26 protein-coding genes are annotated in these 21,829 nt (G+C 68.2%); 11 read left to right on the forward strand and 15 right to left on the reverse strand.

Annotation, left to right across the window (positions count from 1 at the left end):
* Together pstA and HYU53_11995 are read left to right on the forward strand one after the other, a co-directional pair.
* Complete coding sequence (gene pstA, locus HYU53_11990) at window positions 1-843, forward strand: phosphate ABC transporter permease PstA (protein MBI2221913.1); 843 nt, start codon at window positions 1-3, stop codon at window positions 841-843.
* Window positions 844-942: 99 nt separating this feature from the next.
* Window positions 943-1,371, forward strand: coding sequence for a winged helix-turn-helix transcriptional regulator (locus HYU53_11995; protein MBI2221914.1), 429 nt, complete (start codon window positions 943-945; stop codon window positions 1,369-1,371).
* A 196-nt stretch (window positions 1,372-1,567) separates the two neighbouring features.
* Here the strand turns inward: HYU53_11995 and HYU53_12000 are convergent, their stop codons facing one another.
* Window positions 1,568-1,933: a four helix bundle protein gene (locus HYU53_12000; GenBank protein MBI2221915.1), complete on the reverse strand. Its 366-nt coding sequence runs from the start codon at window positions 1,931-1,933 to the stop codon at window positions 1,568-1,570.
* 282 nt (window positions 1,934-2,215) lie between these two features.
* Between HYU53_12000 and HYU53_12005 the strand changes: the two genes are divergently transcribed.
* On the forward strand, window positions 2,216-2,524 hold the full coding sequence (locus HYU53_12005; protein ID MBI2221916.1) for a hypothetical protein: 309 nt from the start codon (window positions 2,216-2,218) through the stop codon (window positions 2,522-2,524).
* A 1-nt stretch (window position 2,525) separates the two neighbouring features.
* On the opposite strand, the gene HYU53_12010 is transcribed toward HYU53_12005, so the two are convergent.
* The 4 genes from HYU53_12010 to HYU53_12025 are packed head-to-tail and all read right to left on the reverse strand — an operon-like array spanning window position 2,526 to window position 6,349.
* Window positions 2,526-3,170: a response regulator transcription factor gene (locus tag HYU53_12010; protein ID MBI2221917.1), complete on the reverse strand. Its 645-nt coding sequence runs from the start codon at window positions 3,168-3,170 to the stop codon at window positions 2,526-2,528.
* A 6-nt stretch (window positions 3,171-3,176) separates the two neighbouring features.
* Window positions 3,177-4,613, reverse strand: coding sequence for a HAMP domain-containing protein (locus HYU53_12015; protein ID MBI2221918.1), 1,437 nt, complete (start codon window positions 4,611-4,613; stop codon window positions 3,177-3,179).
* Between the two features lie 3 nt (window positions 4,614-4,616).
* Complete coding sequence (locus HYU53_12020) at window positions 4,617-5,303, reverse strand: cytochrome b/b6 domain-containing protein (GenBank protein MBI2221919.1); 687 nt, start codon at window positions 5,301-5,303, stop codon at window positions 4,617-4,619.
* Window positions 5,300-6,349, reverse strand: coding sequence for a cytochrome c3 family protein (locus HYU53_12025; GenBank protein MBI2221920.1), 1,050 nt, complete (start codon window positions 6,347-6,349; stop codon window positions 5,300-5,302). Before HYU53_12025 ends, HYU53_12020 begins: the two co-directional genes overlap by 4 nt.
* A 230-nt stretch (window positions 6,350-6,579) precedes the next feature.
* Here HYU53_12025 and HYU53_12030 point away from each other — a divergent pair, with 230 nt between their 5' ends.
* Window positions 6,580-7,074, forward strand: a complete 495-nt coding sequence (locus HYU53_12030; protein ID MBI2221921.1) for a hypothetical protein — start codon at window positions 6,580-6,582, stop codon at window positions 7,072-7,074.
* Window positions 7,075-7,132: 58 nt separating this feature from the next.
* On the opposite strand, the gene sixA is transcribed toward HYU53_12030, so the two are convergent.
* On the reverse strand, window positions 7,133-7,639 hold the full coding sequence (sixA, locus tag HYU53_12035) for a phosphohistidine phosphatase SixA (protein MBI2221922.1): 507 nt from the start codon (window positions 7,637-7,639) through the stop codon (window positions 7,133-7,135).
* Window positions 7,640-7,695: 56 nt separating this feature from the next.
* Window positions 7,696-8,607 (reverse strand): CHAD domain-containing protein, encoded by a 912-nt coding sequence (locus tag HYU53_12040; protein ID MBI2221923.1) that lies wholly within the window; start codon window positions 8,605-8,607, stop codon window positions 7,696-7,698.
* Between the two features lie 110 nt (window positions 8,608-8,717).
* Between HYU53_12040 and HYU53_12045 the strand changes: the two genes are divergently transcribed.
* Genes HYU53_12045 through HYU53_12055 form a run of 3 tightly spaced genes read left to right on the forward strand, consistent with a single transcriptional unit; the run spans window position 8,718 to window position 11,717 of the window.
* Window positions 8,718-10,523, forward strand: coding sequence for a Ppx/GppA family phosphatase (locus tag HYU53_12045; GenBank protein MBI2221924.1), 1,806 nt, complete (start codon window positions 8,718-8,720; stop codon window positions 10,521-10,523).
* Window positions 10,438-11,010, forward strand: coding sequence for a thymidylate kinase (locus HYU53_12050; protein MBI2221925.1), 573 nt, complete (start codon window positions 10,438-10,440; stop codon window positions 11,008-11,010). Before HYU53_12045 ends, HYU53_12050 begins: the two co-directional genes overlap by 86 nt.
* The gene (locus tag HYU53_12055; GenBank protein MBI2221926.1) at window positions 11,007-11,717 is read left to right on the forward strand and encodes a thymidylate kinase; all 711 of its coding nucleotides are present in this window, start codon (window positions 11,007-11,009) and stop codon (window positions 11,715-11,717) included. Before HYU53_12050 ends, HYU53_12055 begins: the two co-directional genes overlap by 4 nt.
* An 11-nt stretch (window positions 11,718-11,728) precedes the next feature.
* On the opposite strand, the gene HYU53_12060 is transcribed toward HYU53_12055, so the two are convergent.
* Window positions 11,729-12,268 carry a protein tyrosine phosphatase family protein gene (locus tag HYU53_12060; GenBank protein MBI2221927.1) on the reverse strand — a complete coding sequence of 180 codons (540 nt, stop codon included), beginning with the start codon at window positions 12,266-12,268 and terminating at the stop codon, window positions 11,729-11,731.
* A 149-nt stretch (window positions 12,269-12,417) separates the two neighbouring features.
* Here HYU53_12060 and HYU53_12065 point away from each other — a divergent pair, with 149 nt between their 5' ends.
* Genes HYU53_12065 through HYU53_12080 form a run of 4 tightly spaced genes read left to right on the forward strand, consistent with a single transcriptional unit; the run spans window position 12,418 to window position 15,368 of the window.
* The gene (locus HYU53_12065; GenBank protein MBI2221928.1) at window positions 12,418-13,212 is read left to right on the forward strand and encodes a phosphate ABC transporter ATP-binding protein; all 795 of its coding nucleotides are present in this window, start codon (window positions 12,418-12,420) and stop codon (window positions 13,210-13,212) included.
* Window positions 13,212-13,883, forward strand: coding sequence for a phosphate signaling complex protein PhoU (gene phoU, locus HYU53_12070; protein MBI2221929.1), 672 nt, complete (start codon window positions 13,212-13,214; stop codon window positions 13,881-13,883). The genes HYU53_12065 and phoU overlap by 1 nt, the downstream gene beginning before the upstream one ends.
* Before the next feature lie 29 nt (window positions 13,884-13,912).
* A complete protein-coding gene (gene yacG / locus HYU53_12075; protein ID MBI2221930.1) occupies window positions 13,913-14,083 on the forward strand; it encodes a DNA gyrase inhibitor YacG in 171 nt (56 codons plus the stop codon).
* Window positions 14,076-15,368: a citrate synthase gene (locus HYU53_12080; GenBank protein ID MBI2221931.1), complete on the forward strand. Its 1,293-nt coding sequence runs from the start codon at window positions 14,076-14,078 to the stop codon at window positions 15,366-15,368. The genes yacG and HYU53_12080 overlap by 8 nt, the downstream gene beginning before the upstream one ends.
* 65 nt (window positions 15,369-15,433) lie before the next feature.
* Here the strand turns inward: HYU53_12080 and HYU53_12085 are convergent, their stop codons facing one another.
* The 7 genes from HYU53_12085 to HYU53_12115 form a co-directional block, all read right to left on the reverse strand.
* Window positions 15,434-16,642 (reverse strand): 2-isopropylmalate synthase, encoded by a 1,209-nt coding sequence (locus HYU53_12085; GenBank protein MBI2221932.1) that lies wholly within the window; start codon window positions 16,640-16,642, stop codon window positions 15,434-15,436.
* A 1-nt stretch (window position 16,643) separates the two neighbouring features.
* Window positions 16,644-16,967, reverse strand: a complete 324-nt coding sequence (locus HYU53_12090) for a hypothetical protein (protein MBI2221933.1) — start codon at window positions 16,965-16,967, stop codon at window positions 16,644-16,646.
* The gene (locus HYU53_12095) at window positions 16,957-18,579 is read right to left on the reverse strand and encodes a SpoIIE family protein phosphatase (GenBank protein MBI2221934.1); all 1,623 of its coding nucleotides are present in this window, start codon (window positions 18,577-18,579) and stop codon (window positions 16,957-16,959) included. The genes HYU53_12090 and HYU53_12095 overlap by 11 nt, the downstream gene beginning before the upstream one ends.
* 15 nt (window positions 18,580-18,594) lie before the next feature.
* Window positions 18,595-18,876, reverse strand: coding sequence for a hypothetical protein (locus tag HYU53_12100; protein MBI2221935.1), 282 nt, complete (start codon window positions 18,874-18,876; stop codon window positions 18,595-18,597).
* Window positions 18,873-19,718: a metal ABC transporter permease gene (locus HYU53_12105; protein MBI2221936.1), complete on the reverse strand. Its 846-nt coding sequence runs from the start codon at window positions 19,716-19,718 to the stop codon at window positions 18,873-18,875. Before HYU53_12105 ends, HYU53_12100 begins: the two co-directional genes overlap by 4 nt.
* Window positions 19,715-20,644 carry a zinc ABC transporter substrate-binding protein gene (locus HYU53_12110; protein MBI2221937.1) on the reverse strand — a complete coding sequence of 310 codons (930 nt, stop codon included), beginning with the start codon at window positions 20,642-20,644 and terminating at the stop codon, window positions 19,715-19,717. The genes HYU53_12105 and HYU53_12110 overlap by 4 nt, the downstream gene beginning before the upstream one ends.
* Window positions 20,645-20,655: 11 nt before the next feature.
* A partial coding sequence (locus HYU53_12115; GenBank protein ID MBI2221938.1) for a hypothetical protein occupies window positions 20,656-21,829 on the reverse strand: 1,174 nt, incomplete at its 5' end.

Below are 21,829 nucleotides of genomic sequence, written 5' to 3' on the forward strand. Positions count from 1 at the left end.
GTGCGGCGCCGCAAGGTGACATCCGCCATCGCCGTCGGCCTGTGCGCCCTGTCGGTGGCCACCGCGCTGCTGCCGCTGGCGGCGGTCCTCTACTTCGTCGTCAGCCAGGGCGTCTCGTCGCTCAACCTCGCGTTCTTCACGCAGATGCCGAAGCCGGTCGGTGAGACCGGCGGCGGCATGGCGAACGCGATCGCGGGCACCGTGATCCTGACGGGCCTCGGTGCGGCATTCGCGATCCCGATCGGGGTCCTGAGCGGCATCTACATCTCCGAGTACGGCGGCTCGCGTTTCGCGTCCCTCGTCCGGTTTGCGGCCGACACGCTCAACGGCGTGCCGTCGATCGTGATCGGCGTGTTCGCGTACGCGGTGTTCGTGCTGCCCTTCAAGCAGTTCAGCGCTCTCGCGGGAGGCGCCGCGCTGGGCATCATGATGATCCCCATCATCACGCGCACCACCGAGGAGCTGTTGAAGCTCGTGCCCTCCGCGCTGCGCGAGGGGGCGCTCGCGCTGGGTGCGACGCGCGCGCGGGCGGTCTTCACGGTGGTGCTGCCGGCCGCGCTGCCCGGGATCCTCACCGGCATTCTGCTGGCGCTCGCGCGCATCGCCGGGGAAACCGCCCCGCTGCTCTTCACCGCGTTCAACAACCGGTTCTGGTCCACGGACCTCGGCCAGCCAATCTCCTCGCTCACCGTGCAGGTCTTCACCTACGCGATTTCGCCGTACGAGGACTGGCACCGCCAGGCCTGGGCGGGGGCCCTTGTCCTGGTGTCGATGGTGTTGGTCTGCGCGCTGCTGGCGCGGATAACGACCGCGCGGCTCGAGCGGATGCAGCGCGGCCTCTGAGTCATTTCACGCCGATTTAACGGTCGCGTGACGCGGCTGTGACCGCCGCCCGGTAGGCTCCCGATCGTGCATGCACGACACGCGTGTTACTATTTCGTGGTGTCCCCACACAGCAAGCCGCCGGTCACCGCGCGCCACCTGATTGACGCGGCCAAGGCGCTTGGGCACCCGGCGCGCCTGCGGATCCTCGCGATGCTGCAGGGGCGCACGCTCTGCGTGTGCCAGATGACGTCCGTCCTCCAGCTCGCCCCCTCCACGGTCTCGGGTCACCTCAACGAGCTGCGGCGCAGCGGGCTCGTGCTCGAGGACAAGCAGGGAAAGCTGGTGTTCTACCGGCGCAACGCCTCGAGCCCCTTTGCCGCCGTTGTCGCGAACGCGCTCGCCCTCGTCGCCGGCGATGAGGCGATCGTCGCCGATCGGGCCGTCATCGACCGCGTCCGCACCATCCCGATCGAGGTGCTGACACGGGCCGGGCTGGACCTCGAAACGGCCGGCATCCGCCGCCCGCGGGCGCGCGCCGCGATCTGATCCCGATAACCATTCGTAATATCCCGAACTGATGTCCTCACGATCGGGTGCCTCAAATTTGAAATAGTAAAAGTGGAATTGAAAAAGGCACGAAGGAAGAAGTTCAAGGGTGGGAAGTTAAATTGGGGCTCGCGCGCCCAACCTGCTTTTACCGCTTTTAGGCTTAAAGTTCGTGCCCTTCTCGCTTCACGTTTTACTATTTTCCTTTCTTCCGTCTTCTCCTATTCGCCGTCTTGAGTGAGGCGACGAAGATCGCCACCAGCTCCGACGATTCCCTGCGCAGCCACTCCAGCGAATCATCTTGCAGGCCGATGTCGGCCAGGACTTCAAGCCAGTGCTGGCACTCGTCGGCTTCTTCGCGAACCGTCCCGAGCTTCGCAGTGAATTCATCGCAAGAACGCCCGCACCGCGCTGCGCGATAGTTGGAGGCCACGCCGTCGGCCGCACGCCGGAGCTGGTCGCCGATGTCCTGGTACTCCGCCGACTGCGGCAACCGCCGCCACAGGGCGATCACCTGCAGCGAAAACTGCTTCGTGCGCTGGCGCAGATCCTCTGAACGCATGCCGCCGCTGCTGTGCACGGCGAATGCCAGCCGAAATATCCCGGATGTCGGCATGCGTCGCGACGCAACCGGCCGAATTCTACGGTGTAGACCGCCCGTCGAAGACGCACATTCCGCGTACCAACTTAACTTTCAACTTCCCCCCTTTTTCCTTCGTGCCTTTTGACTTCTTCCGTCAACTGTTTTCCTTTGATCGGGCTCTTTCCCTCCCGATCTCGGTAATCCGCCCGATACCCCCGCGCGCTCCAGGGACCTACATTGGTAGTGTCAATGGAGGCGGTCATGTTGAAGCACACAGGCGGCGAGACGGTGAAGGGCGGGTTCTACTGGAACCAGGCGCAGTGGCACCTGGAGAACGTCGAAGGCAGGCACGGGGTGCTGCCGGGGACCGAAGACACGCGGTATACGCGCGTGCCCACGCTGCTGATGTTCGTGCTCGCGCCGCTGATGGGCGCGCTCTTCGTCGTGTTCCTGCCGTTCATCGGCTTCGCGCTGCTGGTCGGCATGGTGGCGGCCAAGGCCCTCGGGCTGTTCCGGAAGACCCCGGTGGCGGCGCCGAAGCCGCCGGAGGAGCAGAGGAAGGCCGCGTAGGTCAGGTCTCCTGGATGATGCCGCGGCGGATCGCGAAGCGCGTCAGGTCCGTGCGGTTGTGGAGATTGAGCTTCTGCATCACGTGCTCGCGGTGCGTCATCGCGGTCTTGACGCTGATGTCCAGGAGCGAGGCGATCTCCTTGTTGCTCCGCCCCTCCGCGACGAGCTTCAGCACCTGCCGCTCGCGGTCGGTCAGTGACTCGTAGGGATCGTCGGCGGGCTCGGTGCCGCCATCGGGTTCTTTCAGGGCCTCGCGCGCGATCGCGGGATCGAGCACCAGGCCTCCCCGGTGCGCGGCGCGGATGGCCGAGATGAGCTCCGCGCCCGCGGCTTTCTTCAGCACGTAGCCGGCGACGCCCAGCCGCAGGAAGCGGCGCACGTAGTCGGCGTGCTCGTACTGGGTCAGGATCAGAATGCGCGCGCGCGGCGCCTCGCGCTGGATGAGCGGCACCGCCTCCAGGCCGCCCAGTCCGGGCATCGCGATGTCCAGCAGGACGACGTCCGGGGACGTCTCGCGCGCGCGGTCGGTCGCTTCGCGGCCGTCCCCCGCCTCCGCCACCACTTCGATATCGTCGGCGGTCGAGAGCAGCGCGCGCACGCCGTCCCGCACCAGCGCGTGATCGTCGGCAATCAGGACTTTGATCACCTCTCGTCACCTTCCAACCGCGGAAGCCGCAGAACTCGCGGAATCACGGCGTATGTCTGCGTGTTGTGCGCTTTCTGCGGTGGTCATCGGTACTTGTACCAGAATTCTGGTCCCCTGCCCCGCCTGCGATTCGATCGTGCACGACCCGCCGACCAGGAACAGCCGCTCGCGCATGCCGAGCAGGCCGAGCCCCTGTCCCGACTCGCGGGGCTGGTCCATCTCGCCGGGATCGAACCCGACGCCGTCATCTTCGATCTCGATCGTCAGGTGCGAGACGGACAGGTCGCACGCGACCAGCACCGTTTCGGCCTTCGCGTGCCGCTCGATGTTCGACAACGCTTCCTGGACCGCCCGGTAGACGGCGGTGACCACTTCCGGCGGGAGGTCGATGGGCGTGTCGGGGAACTCGAACTGGACGGCAATCCCGCGCGAGGCGAGGCGGCGCTCCGCGAACCATCGGATCGCCGGCAGCAGGCCGAGATCGTCGAGCATCGAGGGGCGGAGGTCGTAGATCACGCGGTGCAGGCCATCGATCATCCGGCCCACCAGGGCCCGGGCATCCGCGAGCCGCGCCGACGCGTTCGGCGGCGCGCCGGGCAGGGCGCGTTCGACAAGGTCGATCTGCATGCCGAGCGCGGTCAGCTGCTGCGAGGTCTCGTCGTGCAGTTCCCGCGCGAGGCGTTTGCGCTCCTCTTCCTGCGCGGTGATCGACTTTCTGAGCAGCCGGCCGAGCAGCTCGTCGTGCACGAGCGCCAGCCGCATCTTCTCCAGCGCGTGGGCGAGCTGCCCGATCTCGTCCACGCCCGCCGGGGCGATCGGCCGGCGCAGCTCGCCGCGGGCCAGGCGCTGCGCGTCCGCCGTGAGCCGCTGGATGGGACGGCGGATGCTCTGCGCGAAGCCCCACGCCAGGAGAATCGTCATCGCGCACGAGAGGATCGACGCCCAGATGAGCAGGCGCCTGAGCCAGAAGACCGGCTCGAGCGCCGCGCTGCGGGCCTGGTCGACGCGGATCGACCAGTCGGTGTGACCGACGCGCGCCGTGGAGCTGACCCGCGTGCGCGCATCAACGCCGGACGGGGCGCGCTGGCTTGCGGCCAGCTCCTGCCCCTGCGCGTCGACGAGGTGGACGCAATACGGCTCCCCGGCGTACTCGCCGAGCAGCGCGCCAAGCGCGGGCACCGTCCGGCCCAGTTGCGCCGGCAGCGGCAGGGCCCCCGCCCCGGGCTCGAGGTACAGGCGTGACAACTCCGTGTCGATCGCCCGTTCCACGCGCGCCGCGATTCGCTGCGCGACTTCCGCGCGCTCGCTCTGGAGTGCGGCCGTGATGCGGCCGGTCGCGATCGCGGACGCGCCGCCGACGGCCACGACCCACGCGATGAGCGCGACGGCGGACAAGGTCTCCAGCCGCCGCTCGATCGCCCGCCGCCACCATCCGTACGGCATGGCCTACGCCACGTGCTTCTCCTCGGCGCCTTCGATCCGTTCGAGCTCCCGCGGGTGCTCGTGGCGCATGCGCTCGAGGCTGATGCGGCCGGTGAAAATCGTCGTGTCGAACGGAAACACGTCCGGGTTCAGGTGCGCGTTGTAGATGTGCCAGATGAGGATGGTGAGGAACGCCAGCAGCCCCTCGTTGCTGTGCGCCACCATCGCGACCGGCACGAGCGTCCCGGGCAGGTGCTGCGTGACCTCGACCGGGTAGAGCAACACGAGCCCGGTGCTCACGACGAGCACCGACCCGAGGACCAGGCCCCAGTACTCGAACTTCTGCCGGTAGTCGAACCGGTCGAACCGCGCCTGCTCGTCCGACAGTCCCAGGTAGAACCGCAGGGTGACGATCGCGTCGCGGAAGTCCCGGCGGCTCGGGACGAGCGAGAGCGAGCCGCCCCCGCGCAGCAGCGCGAAGATCTCCACCGCGAAGTGCACCACCATCAGGACGGCAAACGACAGGCCGCACGCGCGATGGATCCAGCGCGCGCGGTCCACGCCCCCGAAAAACCCGAGCAGCGACGCCGCCCAGCCCGCCTCGTAGAACTTCTGCGGCAGCCCGGTCGCGCACAGCAGCGTGAACAGGACCATCACGCAGACGTGCTGCAGCCGCTGCCAGCGGCTGAAGCGCTGCAGGGATCGCGTCATCGATTCACCGCCATTCGCCACAGGTGCAGCAGCATCTGCAGGATCAACCCGCCGATGATGAACGGAATGAAGACCGAATACCCGACCTTCACGGCGTAGACCGCCGGCGTGCGCTCCCAGCTCGGCTCGTAGTGCGAGAGCCATGCCTGCGAGAAGTTGGCGCTCGCCTTCGCGTGGCACTGCCGGCACGTCGTCGCGAGGTTCGCCTGGATGACTTTCGAGGTGCTGTCGCCGACGCGGGCAATGTCGTGCACGCCGTGGCAGTCCGAGCAGAGCGCGACGAAGGCCCGCCCGTCCGCCGCGTCCGTCCCCTTCCGGAGCGACGCGGTCTTGCCGTGGAAGTCGGCGACGTACGTCTTGAGGACGTTCGTCGACAGGCCGTACTTGCGCATCCGCTCCTCATCGGCGTGGCAGTTGCCGCAGATGTCCGGGCTCGCGGTCTTCCATCCCTTCTGGCGCGGGCCGCCGATGTCGTGCGTGCGGTGGCAGTCGGTGCACGTGGGCACGTCCGCCACGTTCTTCGCGGCGTCGCGGCCGTGCACGCTGGCCGCGTACGTCTTGGCGACCCCTTCGTGGCACTTCGCGCACGTGCCGGCGATCCTCGTCCGCGGCACGTCCGGCCGCGTCATGTCGTGGCCGCCATGGCAGTCCACGCAGACCGGCGCCATCAGGTCGCCGCGCCTGACCGCCGCGGCGTGGGCGCTGTCCAGCGTGCGCCGGTAGTCCGAGAAGTGACAGCGCTGGCAGCTCTCGGACATCGACGTCGCGAGCTGGCGCGCCGAGGCAAACCTCCGCCCGGCGTGCGGGATGTCGCGCTGCTGCGGGTGGCAGTCCGCGCATGTCACCTTGCCGCCGTGCACCGATTGTGCAACGGTGTCGCCGTCGATGCGCAGCGACTTGCTGGACCCGTCGCCAAACGTGATCGCGAGATCCGGCTCGGCGTGACAGGCAAGACATTCGCCGGCGGCCGGCGCCGGCGCGGGGGCAGGAGCCTGGGCGGCTGGCGGCAGCGCCAGTAAGAACGCGAACACCAGCGGTGGAGACATGGAAACCTCGTGGGATCCGTTGACGTCTTTAGCAACGGCACTGCCAGCGGGTCTTCGCGGCGCGTCGAGATATTCAGCACGTTTACGGCGCATTCGTCGCCTCGCTCCACCGCGCGTGCCGGATGGTCGATATCCGCAGCTGCCCCGCTGACGGCATTCCGGCAATTCCGCGCAATATCCGCGTGTCTTCTCGCGCCGGGAGTGGCACGCGTTACGCATGGTCGCGAGTCATGCTGCCCGTCGTCGCACTCGCGACGGCGCTGATTGCCCTCCCCGCGTCTGCGACCGTTGCGAATATTCAGAACATACGAACATCGACCCCGTTCCTGGCGGAACTGATCGCCGACACGCGCGCGCATTCTCAAACCTTCGCGGAGATGTTTGACCGCGTCGAGCGGTCGGACGTGATCGTCTACTTCGAGCCCAGCCAGCGCGCGGATTCCGGTCTGCGCGGCTGCGTGCACTTCATGGGCACCGCGGGCCGGTACCGTTACATCCGCGCCCAGATCAAGACGCTGATGAACCGGTTCGACGTCGTGGCCAGTCTGGCCCACGAACTGCAACACGCGATCGAGATTGCGGACCATCCCGAGGTACGCAGCGAGGAATCGCTGGCCGAGCTCTATCGCCGCATCGGCAGCGAGCGCGAGTGGCGCATGTTCGAAACCGATCGCGCGCAGACCACCGGCCGCGCGGTGCGCGCCGAGGTCCTGGCGGCCCCGTGACGCGGCGTCCCACATCCGCACACCACTAAACCCGCGAGCCCGCGCGCTCGTCTAATGGCTACTTCCGGAGCAGTCGCAGCATCTTCGGCGTGGCGAACCACCGGAGATGCCCGGGGCGGGCAGGGGGAAGCGTCTCGACGTCGATCCGGCAGATCGCACCCTTCTTGAACTCGAGCGCGGCACGCGCGCCGATCAATTTGGCCGCCAGCTCGCCGATGGTCGGCTCGTGCCCGACGATCGCGATTCGTCTCTGCCGGGAGTACTTCCCGAGTTCCTCGATGGCCTGCGCCGTGGTGCCCCCAGGCGCGAGCGCGTCGGCCAACGCGATCGGCGCCGTCGAGCCGGCGCCGTCCGCGAAAATCTCCGCCGTCTGCCGCGTGCGCACGAGCGGGCTGGTCACGACCTGATCGAACACCACCCCGAGCGCCTCGAGCGCCCTCGCTTCCCGGCGCAGGCGGACGATGCCCTTGTGCGTGAGGGGGCGTTTACCGTCGTCCGGGAACTGGTCGCCGCGCGCGGCGGCAAGCCCGTGTCGAATCAGGTACAGCTCTATTGTCTCAGCCATCTCTGTCAGCGCGGGGCCTTCAGCCCGGCGCGTCCTGCGCGTCGGTCGCGACCGCGTCAGGCGCCGGCCTTCAAGGCCTGGCGCCCGCGCCCGCTGCGTGTCTTCAATCCTGCCCGCAACTGCCTTCGTGCCCGTGCCGCGCGCGTGAGTTCCGGCACGACCTCCTGCCGCACCGCCGCACCCGCGGCGAGCAGCCCGTCGCGCTGACGCAGGAACTCGGCGTGCAGCTCGCGAGCGGACTGCTCGAGCTGCGCGGCGATCGCCAGGAGACCATGCCGCGCCGCATCATCTGTCGCATGACCGGCCACCTCGTGCACCTCGCGCACGAGCACGTGGCGATCCTGCAGGCGACCGAGCGTGATCTGCGAGCGCCGGACGATCGCGGCGAGCCTCGCCGCCTCGCGCACGCCGCCTTCGGCCGCGATCTCGAGCGCGTACCGCAGCTTCTTGGCCGCGAGCCGGACGCCGTGCAGCCGCTCCGGCACGTAGATCGCCCCCGCCTCGGCCGCCGCGTCGTGCAAGCGCGCCGCGCGCCGCGTGAGCAACGCCGCCAGGCGGCGTCGCCACGCCGCGGGATCCACGTCGCCCACGATGGCGACCAGCTCATCGAGCCGGCGGTCGAGCTTTTTCAGACTCAACGTGTGCAGCTTGCGGAGCATCTGCTCGCGTCGTGCCTCGCGCCCGCTCCGCACGTGCTGACGAGCCTCGAACAACGCGAGGCGCGGCACCCCTTCGCCGAGCGTGTCGAGCAGCTGCAGCGCGACGTCCATCTCGCGAACGCGGCCGAGCAGTCGCGTCAACCGGCGGACTCGCTTTCGCGTCTTTCCCAGCTTTGCGCCTGGTGCGCGCAGCACGGGCAGAAGCTCGCGCAGCCGCCGGGAGGCCACCCTTGCGCGGTGCAGCGCGGCGATATCTCCTTCCAGCGCAAGGGGAAGCGCGGCGCCGAGCGCCTTCGTTCGCCGTTTCACGACTGTGACAGGGAGTGGCTCGGTGCGCATGCTAGGATGGCCGCTGATTGGCACGAGGGCTGACGCTCGTCCATCAGTCTACTCACCGGCGTTGAAGCTCTGCAAATCGCATGCGCATCGCGGCCATCGACCTCGGCAGCAACTCCATCCACATGATCGTGGTGCAGGTGCACGGCGATCTGTCCTTCGAGGTCATCGACCGGGAAAAGGAAATGGTCCGGCTCGGAGCGGGTGGACTGGATGGCGGTCACCTGACGGAGCAGGCTGTGGCTGACGCGCTCGACGTGCTGTCACGGTACCGGCGCCTCGCCGATTCCCACGGCGTCGACGAGATCCTCGCCGCCGCAACGAGCGCGACCCGCGAGGCGGAAAATGGCGGCGACTTCCTCCGTCGTGTGGAGCGCGAGGTGGGCATTCGCGTGCACGTGATTTCGGGCACGGAGGAAGCGCGTCTCATCCACCTCGCGGCCGGCTATGCGACCGACATCGGCCGGCGGCGCGGCGTGGTGATCGACATCGGCGGTGGCAGCGTGGAAATCACGCTCGGCACCTCGGCGCGACCGATGCTCTCGCGGAGTTTCAAGATGGGCGTCATCCGTCTCGCGGAGCGATTCGTCGCGAGCGATCCGATCTCCGACGCGGACGAGCGCAGGCTCTCGCGCCACATCCTCAGGCAGTCGGGAAAGTACCTCGACGAGATCGCGAACCGCGGCTTCGACCGCGTCATCGGGACCTCCGGCACGATCCTCAGCCTCGGCGCGCTGGCCGCCGGGCAGGAGGCGCCCAAAGACCTGCGGAACTTTCGCGTCAGCGCGAAGAGCATTCGCCGCGTGCGCGAGCGGCTGGCCCGGCTCGACCTGCAGCGGCGCCTGAAGCTCCCGGGGCTCGACCCGAAGCGCGCCGACATCGCCGTGCCCGGCAGCATCCTGCTCGACACGCTGCTCGACCGGCTCGGCGCGCGCGAGATTACGCTGTGCGACTTCGCGCTGCGCGAGGGGCTGGTCATCGATTTCATCCGTCGCAACACGTCGACGATCCGCCAGCTCGAACGCTATCCCGACGTCCGCCAGCGCAGCGTCGTCGAGCTCGGCCAGCGGTGCCGGTTCGACGCGGACCATTCGCGGCACGTCGCGGATCTGGCCGCGCGGCTGTTCGACCGCACGCGGAGGTGGCACGGGCTGGGAGAGCGCGAGCGGCAGTGGCTCGAGTACGGCGCGCTCCTGCACGACGTGGGCGTGCACATCAGCTACGAGCGCCACCATCGCCATTCCTACTATCTGATCAAGAACGGCGGGCTGCGCGGCTTCGAGCCCGAGGAGATCGAGGTCATCGCGCTGATCGCGCGCTATCACCGCCGCGGCACGCCGAAGCGCGCCCACGAGGGGTTCGGCACGCTGCCCCGCGCGCTGCGCAGGACCGTCCGGGTTCTCGCCACGCTCGTCCGGCTCGCCGAGGGGCTCGACCGCACGCGGAACGGCGTCATACACGATGTGGAGATCTCGCCGGACGACACGAGCGTCTCCGTGCGGCTGTCTGCCAGGGGGGACGCGGAGCTCGAGCTCTGGGCCGCCCAGCGCCAGGGCAGCCTGGTCGAACAATGGGTCGGGCTCCCGATCCGATTCGAAGTCGTCAGCGCCGCGGGGGAGCCCGCGGCCGGCGGGGAAACCGATGGCCAACAGTCTGACAACACCGCACCAGTATCCGGGCAAGCTGTTCGTGGTCGAAGGGATCGACGGCTCGGGAAAGACAACGCAGCTGGGGCTGCTGGCCAAGTGGCTCAGCGCCGCGGGGCACCGCGTCTTCGTCACCGAGTGGAACTCGTCGGCGCTGGTGAAGGCCGCCACCAAGGCGGGGAAGAAGAAGAACCAGCTCACGCCGATGACCTTCAGCCTGCTGCACGCCACCGACTTCGCTGACCGGCTGCTCTACAGCATCATCCCGCCGCTCAAGGCGGGGATGGTGGTCCTCGCGGACCGGTACGCCTACACGGCGTTCGCGCGCGACGTGGCGCGCAACGTCGACCGCTCGTGGGTGCGCGAGTTGTATTCCTTCGCGGTGCGCCCCGACCTGGCCGTGTACTTCCGTGTGCCGATCGACGTCTCCCTCGACCGCCTGCTCGCCCGGCGCGTGAAGCTGAAATTCTACGAGGCAGGCATGGACATGGGCTGGAGCACGAACCCGACCGAGAGCTTTCGGCTGTTCCAGGGGAAGGTGCTCGAGGAGTACGACCGCCTGGTCGAAGAATTCGGCCTCGACGTGATCGACGCGACCGGCAGCATCACGGAACAACAGCGCGTCTTCCGCCGCGTCGTCGCCGCGTACCTCGGCGTGCCGGCCACCGACGAACCGATCGAGGAGGCCGTGGAAGCGGCCGCGGCCGAGGGCCAGGGAGGACGCAGTTGACGCCGACGCCCGCAGGTTTGTACTACGGCAACCCGATTCCCTACCTCCCCATTCCGGTGGAGGGGTTTCCGGGGAAGATCATCGCCGTCGAAGGGACCGACGGCGTCGGCCGCTCGACGCAGATCCGGCTGCTCCGCGAGTGGCTCGAGGTGCAGGGCTACGGCGTCGTCGAGACCGGGTGGACGCGGTCGCCCTTGATGTCCCCGACCATCGACCTGGCGAAATCCAGCAACACGCTGAACAAGCTGACGTTCACGCTGCTCTACGCCACGGACTTCGCCGACCGCCTCGAGAAGGAGGTGATTCCCGCGCTCAAGGCAGGATTCATCGTCCTCACGGATCGCTACCTGTACACGGCGCTGGCTCGCGCGGGCGTTCGCGGCATCGACCGCACGTGGATGCGGAACCTGTACAGTTTCGCGATCGCGCCGCACCTGGTGTTCTACCTGCGCATCGACGAGAAGACGCTGATCCGGCGCGTGCTCCAGTCGCGAGGCATGAACTTCTGGGAATCCGGCATGGACCTGAAGCTGGCCGACGACATTTACGACAGCTTCCGGGCGTACCAGCGCGCGCTGCTGCGCGAGTACAACGCCATGGCGGAGGAGTTCAGCTTCCGCGTCATCGACGCGCGGCGCAAGATCGACTGGATCCAGGAGGAGCTGCGGAAGCAGGTTGGAGAGTTCCTCGCCGGTGCGGGGACGTAGGAGGAGTTGCCTCAGGGCACTCCCGCAAACCCATAAATCTGTTTCTTCAGCCCGGTATACCAGGACCGCATGCCGATCGCCCGCGCTTCGGCGTACGCCCGGGCGTTGTCCCAGCGGTGGCGGGCGATGCGGTAGAAGCCCACGAGCGCGCCCGTGCGATCGGCGCCACGCCGGCAGTGCAGGAACACCGGGCCGTCCTGGGCGCCGTCGACAACCGCGAAGAACGACCGGATGGTTTCGCCCGGGATCGTGCGCGAGCGCGTGAAGAAATTCCCGTCGCGGACCGGCAGGTGGATGTAGCGCATCCCGAGCGACTCGACGATCCGCTGCTCGGCGCCCGTCCTGGCCTCGTCGTCGTCGCGCAGGTTGACGACCGTGCGCACGCCGAGGTCGCGCAGGTAGCGGAACCCCTCCGCGTCCGGCTGTGCGCCGCGGTAGAGCCGACCGTCCACCCGGTGAAACCGCGGGATTGGCGCCGCCGTGTCCGCCGCCACTGCGGCGGGCACCGCCAGCGAACCAACCACGAGCGCCGCGCCAATGCGGGGGGACATCCTTGAAAGTATAGACGCGCTCCACGGCGCGTCGGCCGGTGTTTACACCGAGTTAACGCGGCCGAAACGGCGAGGCAACCGCGGCCGGCTACCCTGTCGGGGCGGTGACCGTCCCAACAGCCTTCGCGCCCCCCGCGCCCGGTTCGTCGCTGCCGGCCGGGGCCCGGTCCGCCCCGGCGCCCGAACGCGGCCCGAAGATCACGGTCTCCCGCCTGAACTTCTATTACGGCCAGGTCCGCGCGCTGCAGGACATTGCCATCGAGGTGCCGGAGCGGATGGTCACCGCGTTCATCGGCCCGTCGGGATGCGGCAAGAGCACGTTCCTGCGGACGCTCAACCGCATGAACGACCTGATTCCCGGCGTGCGCGTCACCGGAGAGGTCCGCATCGACGGCCAGGACATCTACGCGTCGTCCATCGACGTGGTGGGCCTGCGGCGGCGCGTCGGCATGGTGTTCCAGAAGTCGAACCCGTTTCCGAAATCCGTGTTCGAGAACGTGGCGTACGGGCTGCGGATCAACCGGCTCGCGGGCAGCCGCGCGGAGTTGCACGGCCGTGTCGAGGAAAGCCTGCGCGCCGCGGCCTTGTGGGACGAAGTCAAGGACCGGCTGCACGCCCCGGCCGCCGCGCTCTCCGGCGGCCAGCAGCAGCGGTTGTGCATCGCGCGCGCCCTTGCGGTGCGGCCGGAGGTGCTGCTGATGGACGAGCCGGCGTCCGCGCTCGACCCGATCGCCACCCAGCGCATCGAGGAGTTGATCTACGAGTTGAAGGAGCGCTATACGATCGTGATCGTCACCCACAACATGCAGCAGGCGGCGCGCGTGTCGGACCTCACCGCGTTCTTCTGGCTGGGCAAGCTGGTGGAAGTTGACGAGACCCGGCGCGTGTTCACCGCGCCGCGTGAGAAGCTGACCGAAGATTACGTGACGGGGCGATTCGGCTGATGCCGGACACACATCGATTTCAGGAGGAGTTCGACGCGTTCAAGGCGCGGCTGCTCGAAATGGCGGGCCTCGCCGAGGAGCGCGTACGCGCCGTGGTCCGCGCGCTCGTCGAGCGTGATCCGGACGTCATCGAGCAGGTTGCCGCCGGCGACGATCCGATCAACCGCCTCCAGGTCGAGATCGACAACCGCGGCTTCCTCCTCCTGGCCCTCTACCAGCCGGTGGCCACCGACTTGCGGGCGATCATGGCCGCGCTCAAGATCAATACGGATCTCGAGCGCGTCGGCGATCTCGCGGTGAACATCGCGGAGGCGGCCCGCCGCTGCCTCACCCATCCCCCTGTGAAGCCGCTCATCGACATCCCGCGGATGGCCGGCATTGCCGAGGGCATGCTGCGCGACTCGCTGGACGCGTTCGTCCGGCGGGATCCCGCGCTCGCGCGCGACGTCCTGGGCCGCGATGACACCCTCGACACCCTCAAGACGCAGGTCTTCCGCGAGCTGCTCACCTACATGCTCCAGGACCCCTCGACCATCGAGCCCGCCCTCGACCTGGTCCTGATCTCCCGGCACCTCGAACGCATCGGCGACCACGCCACCAATGTCGCGGAGGAGGTCATCTTCATGGTCTCGGCACGCGACGTCCGCCACCAGGCCGCTGAAAAGGCATAAACAGCCCGACCGCGGGATAGAATGGTCCGATGGCTCCGGGTGAAGTGTGCGTGTACTGCCGACGCCGCCCGGTGGCGCCCGAATGGAAGCCGTTCTGCAGCCAGCGCTGCCGGATGGCGGATCTCGGCCGCTGGCTCTCACAGGACTACCGCGTGGCGGGCGACACGTCGCCCCCCGAATCTGACGACGACGATGCCTGATACTCTGACAATTACCGACAACCGTACCGGCAAGCAGTACGAAATCCCGATCCAGGACGACACAATCAAGGCCATGGATCTGCGGCAGATCAAGGTCAAGCCCGACGACTTCGGCATGATGACCTACGACCCCGCCTTCCAGAACACGGCCGCGTGCCGCAGCCGGATCACGTACATCGACGGCGACAAGGGGGTGCTGCTCTACCGCGGCTACCCGATCGAGCAGCTCGCCGAACACAGCGACTTCCTCGAAACCGCGTACCTGCTCCTCTTCGGCGAGCTGCCGACGGCGGCGCAGATGCAGGCGTGGATCAAGGAGGTCACCCTCCACACGATGGTCCACGAGAACATCAAGAAGTTGATGGAGGCGTACCAGTATGACGCACACCCGATGGGGATCTTCCTGAGCACGGTGGGCGCCTTCTCGACCTTCTACCCGGACGCCAAGCAGATCTTCAACCCCGAGGCGCGCCGCCGGCAGATCGTGCGGCTCGTCGCCAAGGTGCCGACGATTGCGGCCTACGCGTTTCGCCACAGCATCGGTCGCCCGTACGTGTACCCGGACAACGACCTGAGCTACACGGGCAACTTCCTGAACATGCTGTTCAAGATGACCGAGCTGAAGTACCAGTCGCACCCCGTGCTGGAGCGCGCGCTCGACGTCCTCTTCATCCTCCACGCAGACCACGAGCAGAACTGCAGCACGAGCGCGATGCGCGGCATCGGCAGCTCGCACGCCGATCCGTACTCGTCGATGGCGGGCGCCGCCGCCGCGCTGTACGGCCCGCTGCACGGGGGCGCGAACGAGGCCGTGCTGCGCATGCTGCACGAGATCGGATCGCTCTCGAACGTGCCGGCATTCATCAAGAAGGTGAAGGCGGGCGAAGGGCGGCTGATGGGATTCGGCCACCGGGTGTACAAGTCGTACGACCCGCGCGCCAAGATCATCAAGAAGATCGCCGACCTCGTGTTCGCCGTGACGGGGCGCAACCCGCTGCTCGACATCGCCCTCGAGCTGGAGCGCATCGCGCTCGAGGACGAGTACTTCGTCAACCGGAAGCTGTACCCGAACGTCGACTTCTACTCGGGCCTCATCTACCAGGCGATGAAATTCCCGGTCGAGATGTTCCCGGTGCTCTTCGCGATCCCGCGCGCGGCGGGCTGGATGGCGCAGTGGGAAGAGATGATCCTGGACCAGGACCAGAAGATCGCGCGCCCGCGGCAGATCTACGTCGGGAGCGCGAAGCGGGATTACGTGCCGAGGGACAAGCGGAAGGAAGTCTGAGCGAAAGGGGGACAGTCACACTTTCCTCGGCAGGGCCAGGAAAGTGTGACTGTCCCCCTTTTTTCTCAACTGCCGATTTCGTCGAGGATTTCCGCCTCGCTCAGCACCGTCGCCGACCGCTTCGCGCGGGCGAAGATGCGATCCACCAGCTCGTCGCCCGCGGGCAGGCCGCGTCTTTCCAGCCAGTAGATCACGTTCGATCGGCCTGACATCGGTCCGACCTCGATCTCCTGCTCGCGCCCGATCAACCGCGCGGGCACCGAGGAGTAGACCGCGTCGGCGAGCTCCCGGTCGTTCTTGCGGAACGCCTTGACGACCGCCGCGGCGTGGACGCCGGTCGCCGTGCGAAACGCGTCCCGGCCGAGCACCGGGTAGTTCGGCGGCAGCGGCACACGGCAGGCGTCGGACACCAGACGGGCATACTCGGGCAGCGGCGTGAGATCGCGGTTCAGGTATCCCATCAGCACCAGGTTGACGAGCAGCAGATCCATCGGCGTGTTGCCCACGCGCTCGCCGATGCCGATGGCCGTTCCGTGCAGCCGCGTGGCGCCCGCCTCGTACGCCGCGATCGTCGAGATCACGCCCAGGTCGCGGTCGCGGTGGCCGTGCCAGTCGATGCCGATCTGATCGCCCCCGCTCTCCTTGATCACCTCCGCGATGAACCGCACAACGGCGCGCGCGCCCGCCGGCGTCGCATGCCCGACGGTATCCGCCACGCACAGGCGGCTCGCGCCGGCGCGGAGGGCCGTGGAATAGAGCTTGCGGATGCTGTCCGGGTCCGCCCGCGTCGTGTCCTCGGTGACGTACATGACCGGCAGCCCTTCGCGCACCGCGAACGTGATGGCGTCCTCCGTCCACCGCTGCAGCTCGTCGATCGTCCAGCCCTCCGCGTACTGGCGGATGGGACTCGACCCGATGAACGCGCAGCACTCGATCGGGATGCCGACGCGCTGCGAGATCTCCGCGATCGGCCGTATGTCGGCAATGACCGTCCGCGCGGCGCAGTTCGGCCTGATGTTGAGCCCCGCGTCCGCGATCTCGCGCGCGAGCAGCTCCACGTCTCGGACCACGTGCGGCCCGGCGCCCGGCAGCCCGATGTCGGCCGTGTCGATCCGGAGCGCCTCCATGAGATGGAGGATGCGGATCTTGTCCTCGATCGCGGGCGCGCAGACCGACGGGGACTGGAGCCCGTCGCGCAGCGTCTCGTCGTCCAGCATCGGCGCGTGCGCCGGCGCCTCGCCGCGCTGGTTCCAGTCGAAGATGAGCGGGTGCATGTCAGTGCCCGGCGGGACTCCGCGGCCGTGACAGGCGGAGGACCGTCACCGCCCCGGCGCCGCCGACGAGCAGCGCCCACAGTGACGCGGTGACCGCCGCGTCGCGCACGGTCTGGTCCATGATCTCGTGCATGGTGACGCGCGGTCCGCGTCCCAGCTCGTGGTCCGCCTGCCGGTACAGATACTCCTTCACGCCGCGGGTGACGAGAATATCGAACACGCCGTTCCACACGACCGCCGACACGAGGAGCCACACGCCAAGCCAGGGCCACAGGCGAAATGCCGGGCGCCACAAACGCGATGCCTGCGGGCTCTTACCCGTCATAGCGGAGCACCATGGCCGTGATGTCGTCGGCCTGCGGCACGCCGGTGGCGTACTCGCGGACGGACGACAGCAGCCCCTCGAGCACGTCCGACGGCTCGTCGGCGTCCGGGCGCTGCTGGAGCACATCGATGATGCGCGGCTCGCCGTACTCCTCCCCTCCCGCGTTCACCGCTTCGGACACGCCATCGCTGAAGATCACCAGGCGGTCGCCCGGCGTCAGCATCAGCGTTTCCTCGTCGAACGACGCGGCCTCGAAGAGCCCGACGATCGGGCCGCCGACTTCGAGCTTGCGCAGCGCGCGCTTCCCTACCAGCAGCGGCGGGTTATGGCCCGCGTTGCAGTAGGTGAGGCGCCCGTCCCGGGTGAGGGTGGCGTAGAAGATCGTCACGAAGCGCGACTCGATGCCGCGCCGCACGAGCGCGGCGTTCACCAGCCTGATGGTCGCCGCCGGCCCCAGCGTGGATGCCGCCTGCGCCGCGAAGATGCCCTGCATCAGCGCGCTGAGCAGCGCCGCGGGAGGGCCTTTGCCCGCCACGTCGCCGAGCGCGAACCCGAACGCCGAGTCGCCGAGGTTGATGTAGTCGAAGAAGTCCCCGCCGATCGACCGGCACGGGATCGAGGCGGCCGCCGCCCGGAAGAAGGGACCTGCCTGTGTCGCTCTCGGCCACAGCGCCTGTTGAATCTCCGCCGCGATCCGCATCTCCTGCTCGAGCCGCGCCTTCTCGAGCGTTTCGCGGTACAGCCGCGCGTTCTCGATGGCCACGGCCGCCTCGGTGGCGAGCGTCTCAAGCGCGGTGCGCGTCGAGCTCGACAGCAGCGATCCCTTCTCGCGGCTGTCGAGATACAGCACGCCGATGCGGCGTTCCTCGCCCGCCTGGTCCGCGCGATCGATGTAGCGCACGAGCCGCAGCGGCACGCACAGCACGTTCCTGATGCCGAGCGCCACCGTCCCCATGTGGGCGTTCGCCAGCTCGCCGTCGAGCAGGTCGGCGACGATGCGCGCCTCGCCCGTGCGAAAGACCTCCTCCGGAATCTTCCGGCTGGTCATGAACGTGCCGCCCGGCAACGTGAGGCGGCCCCGCCCCCGGGCCAGCTTGAACTCCAGCTCGCCATCGGGCGCGGCAAGCATGATGAACCCGCGCTCCGCGCCGCCGACCTCGATCGCCGAATCCAGCACCAGCGCGAGCACGTCGTCGAGGACGCGGCCGGAACCGAGCGCGCGGAGGCCTTCGAGCAGCGCGGCAATCTGCCGCAGGTCGCCGATGGCGGTCGAGGTGGCGCGATCGGTCTGGAAGGGGGCGGCGGCGGCGGCGAGAAACACCAGCTCGGCTCCGCCCGCCCGGCCGAGGCGGATCCTGTCGCCATGCGCCAGCTCGCGCTCGGTCACCTGGTCGCCGTTGACGAACGTTCCGTAGCGGGAGCCTCTGTCGCGGACGGTGAAGCGCCCGGCCTGGCGCGAAATTTCGGCGTGATCGCGGGAGACCTCGCTGCCGGAGAGCCGGAGGTGATTGGTCTCCTTGCGCCCGATCGTAAACGTTTCCTGATCGATGGACACCAGCCGGCGTCCGTGCGCGTCGATGACCTCGAGGCTTGCCTCGGCCGTCGCAGGCATGCCGCGCAGTGTATCTCAGCGCCGTAGCCGGCGCCAGATGAGCAGGACCAGCGCAACGGCGGCGATCGACCACGCCAGCGCCCGCGGGATCTCGATCCGTCCAGCGCCGGCGATTCCGAGATACAGCGCGAAGAACACGAGCAGGAGGAGCGCCACGACGAGATCGAGCGACGAGCGGTATCGCCGCCGCGGGCGCGCCGCCGCGGGGCGGCGCACGGGATCCGTGGTGGCCGCGCCGCAGCGATAGCACACGATCGCCTTGTCGGCGATCTCGGTCCCGCAGCTTCGGCATGTCATCTGCCGGGACTCCCCAGCAGCGGACGCGCCAGTCCCATCAGCACGAGCACGAGGCCGAACACGCAGACGATTGTCGCGCCCGTGGGCAGATCCATGAGCAGCGACACGTAGACGCCGATGGCCGACACGAGCGTCCCCATGGTCCAGCCGATGGCGAGCCGCGGGCCGACGCGATCCGCGTAGAGCATGGCGGCCACCGACGGCACGATCAGATAGCAGAAGACGAGCAGCACGCCGGCGATCGCCACCGACGAGGTGACGACGAAGCCGAACGACGCGTAAAAGAGAAAATCCCAGGAGCGCACGCGCAGCCCGTTCGCTTCCGCCGCATCGGGGTCGAGCGAGATCGCCAGGAACTGCCTGCGCCACGCGTAGTGGAACGCGCCGATCACGCTGTAGAGGATCGCGGTCTTGATCACCTCGGGCCAGCCCACCGCGATGATGTTGCCGACGAGGATGAACTTCAGGTGCTCGGCCTGCGACGTGGATTTGGACATCGCGAGGATGGTCGCGGCCGACGCCACGGCGTACGCGATGCCGATCACGGCTTCCTGGGGGATGCGCGCATGCCGCATGCGGACGAGCGAGAAGATGGCGGCGCCGACCAGCGTGAACGACACGCTCACGACGTACGCGAACGTCGAATGGGGATCGCCGTTCGATCCCGGAAGCAGCAGTGCGATGGTGGTGCCGAACGCGGCAATCTGCGCGAGCGAGAGGTCCACGAAGATGACCCCTCGCTCCACCACGTGCACGCCGAGGTAGGCGTGAATGCCTGTCAGGATGAGGCTCGCGGCAAACGGCGCCGCGAGGAACTGCAGGGTGACGGCTAGATCGCTCACCTGGATCCTGTTTCCTTGATGGCGTTGATGAGAATGGTCAAATCATATTCGAAGAGGTCGAAATACGTCTTCACCGGGTCTGCGCCCCCCACCGACGGCGGCAGCACGACCACCCTGGCCCCGGTCTCGGCGGCCACACGGTTCGGCGTCCGCAGGTCGAAGTAGGGCTCCACCAGAATCAGCTTGATGCCCTGGCGCTTCATTTCCTGGATGAGCGCCAGCGTGTGCGAGGGGGACGGCGGGATGCCGGGTTTCGGCTCCACGTAGCCGACGACGTTGATGCCGAAGGCGTCGGCGAAGTTGGGCCAGGAGCGGTGGTAGGTGACAACCTTGATCCCCTTGTAGGGGGCGAACAGCGCGTTCCATCGCTGCTGCGCGGCCGCCAGCCGCTTGTCGAAGTCGGCGTGCCGCTGCGCGAAGTACGCCTCATCGCCGGGCTGCAGCTCCGCGAATTTCGCGCGCATCGCCTGCGCGATCCGGCGGCCGTTGTCCGGGCTCAACCAGTAGTGGGGGTTGCCCAGCGGGTGGACGTCCCCCATCGCGCGCGTGATCTGCCCCGTCGGGATGTCCAGGATGCGCGCGCTGAGCGAGGCGTCCAGGTGTCCGGCGGCGCCCGGCTGCAGCTTCGCGTTGCGGCTCTGCGTGATGAGCGCCGGCAGCCACCCCACCTCCAGCTCGCGGCCGACCACGATCAGCAGGTCGGCATTGTGCAGCTTGATCACGAAGCTCGGCTTCGCTTCGACGAAATGCGGGTCCTGGTAGCCGCGCGCGAGCGCCTCCACCTTGATGCGATCGCCGCCGATCTCCCGCGCGATCGCGGCGAGATCTTCGGTGGTCGTGATCACGTTCAGCCTCGCCGAGGCGGGCTGGACGGAGAGGAAGAAGGCAAGGAAAAAAGAGAAAGGACCAAGGAACAACGTCTTCATGTGGGTCACCATCAGAAAATGTGCGCGCCGTGCGCGCCGATGGAGAACAGGAACTGGAAGAGCACCTCGTTGCTGGTGTGCCCCTCCGCATACTTCACGCGGCGGTACTGGCCGCGCACCTGGCTGAACTCGCTCGGCCAGAACGTGAGGAGCGCCGAGGCCGCCTTGTCCTTCAGCGAGGGGTCGAAGACGCGCTCGGCGTAGTCGTAGCGCGCGCCGGCGATCCAGCGCCGCGCGAACTTGTACTCGCCGCCCGCATACATCCCGAACGCGGTCGTGGCCAGCTCCGCGCCGTCGTCCGGCGTGAGCGACGCGCGGTTCCACACGAATTCCGTTCGCGCGAGCAGCCGCTTGTAAATCGCGCGCCGCAGCGGCCGGTACCGCAGCGTGGCATCCACGCCAACGAGACGGGTCCGGCTGTTGTCGCCGAGCTCGTTCCTGCCGAATGCGATAGACGTGCCGAGATCGAGGTTGGTGGATTCCGTGAGATCCCGGTAGCCGCGCAGGCGGCCCAGCCAGGTGACGTCGCTGCGCGTGTAGCTGCGGAAGGTCGCGTTGTCCCCTTTATAGACCTCGCCGGTCGCCTCGAGGAAGAACCACGGGTTCAGCAGGAGTTTCGACACGGAGACGCCCGAGTCGTTCAACCCTTCCTCGCTGCCGAGCACGTTCTGGAGCATCAGGGGCTGATCGATGAAGGGGAGCTGGTGCGGGTGCAGCGTGTTGGTCCTGCCGAACTGCGCCTTCATCTTGCCGACCTTGGCCAGCAGCCCGCCGGGTAGCGCCGTCAGCGTGAGATACCCCTCCTCCAGCTCGATCTCCTCGGGCCCGGCGCTCACGAAAAAGTCGGCGCGCCCGAACGGATCGACGATCGCCTGGAAGCTGAACTCCGCTTCGTCCATCGACAGCGCCGGCCGGTTCTCGACCTCGTTCGTGCCTGTCGCGCCGATGAAGTTGCCGATGGCGGCGATGTCCGGGTTGAAGATTTTCGAGAGCGCAGAGATGTTGCCGTACACCGGCAGCGCCCCTTCCGGGCCGCCGGCCCCCGCGGCGCCGGGCGGCGTCTGCACCGTGGGCTGCGCGGCGGCCTGCTCCGCCGCGGGCGGCGCAGGCGCGGGCGGCGCGGGCGGCGCCTCCCGGGCCGCCGGAGCCCGCCCAGCGGGCGAAGGCGCCTCCAGGGTGGCGAGC

This window comes from Acidobacteriota bacterium, assembly GCA_016184105.1.
Classification (GTDB): Bacteria; Acidobacteriota; Vicinamibacteria; order Vicinamibacterales; family 2-12-FULL-66-21; genus JACPDI01.

Excerpts from the sequence above, each read along its gene's own strand:
- HYU53_12030 (MBI2221921.1), top strand. The coding sequence starts at position 6,580 with ATGCTGCCCGTCGTCGCACTCGCGACGGCGCTGATTGCCCTCCCCGCG.
- HYU53_12045 (MBI2221924.1), top strand. The coding sequence starts at position 8,718 with ATGCGCATCGCGGCCATCGACCTCGGCAGCAACTCCATCCACATGATC.
- HYU53_12085 (MBI2221932.1), bottom strand. The coding sequence starts at position 16,642 with ATGCACCCGCTCATCTTCGACTGGAACCAGCGCGGCGAGGCGCCGGCG.
- phoU (MBI2221929.1), top strand. The coding sequence starts at position 13,212 with ATGCCGGACACACATCGATTTCAGGAGGAGTTCGACGCGTTCAAGGCG.
- HYU53_12090 (MBI2221933.1), bottom strand. The coding sequence starts at position 16,967 with ATGACGGGTAAGAGCCCGCAGGCATCGCGTTTGTGGCGCCCGGCATTT.
- HYU53_12015 (MBI2221918.1), bottom strand. The coding sequence starts at position 4,613 with ATGCCGTACGGATGGTGGCGGCGGGCGATCGAGCGGCGGCTGGAGACC.
- HYU53_12110 (MBI2221937.1), bottom strand. The coding sequence starts at position 20,644 with ATGAAGACGTTGTTCCTTGGTCCTTTCTCTTTTTTCCTTGCCTTCTTC.
- HYU53_12000 (MBI2221915.1), bottom strand. The coding sequence starts at position 1,933 with ATGCGTTCAGAGGATCTGCGCCAGCGCACGAAGCAGTTTTCGCTGCAG.
- HYU53_12005 (MBI2221916.1), top strand. The coding sequence starts at position 2,216 with ATGTTGAAGCACACAGGCGGCGAGACGGTGAAGGGCGGGTTCTACTGG.
- HYU53_12060 (MBI2221927.1), bottom strand. The coding sequence starts at position 12,268 with ATGTCCCCCCGCATTGGCGCGGCGCTCGTGGTTGGTTCGCTGGCGGTG.
- HYU53_12020 (MBI2221919.1), bottom strand. The coding sequence starts at position 5,303 with ATGACGCGATCCCTGCAGCGCTTCAGCCGCTGGCAGCGGCTGCAGCAC.
- HYU53_12100 (MBI2221935.1), bottom strand. The coding sequence starts at position 18,876 with ATGACATGCCGAAGCTGCGGGACCGAGATCGCCGACAAGGCGATCGTG.
- sixA (MBI2221922.1), bottom strand. The coding sequence starts at position 7,639 with ATGGCTGAGACAATAGAGCTGTACCTGATTCGACACGGGCTTGCCGCC.
- yacG (MBI2221930.1), top strand. The coding sequence starts at position 13,913 with ATGGCTCCGGGTGAAGTGTGCGTGTACTGCCGACGCCGCCCGGTGGCG.
- HYU53_12095 (MBI2221934.1), bottom strand. The coding sequence starts at position 18,579 with ATGCCTGCGACGGCCGAGGCAAGCCTCGAGGTCATCGACGCGCACGGA.
- HYU53_12080 (MBI2221931.1), top strand. The coding sequence starts at position 14,076 with ATGCCTGATACTCTGACAATTACCGACAACCGTACCGGCAAGCAGTAC.
- HYU53_12025 (MBI2221920.1), bottom strand. The coding sequence starts at position 6,349 with ATGTCTCCACCGCTGGTGTTCGCGTTCTTACTGGCGCTGCCGCCAGCC.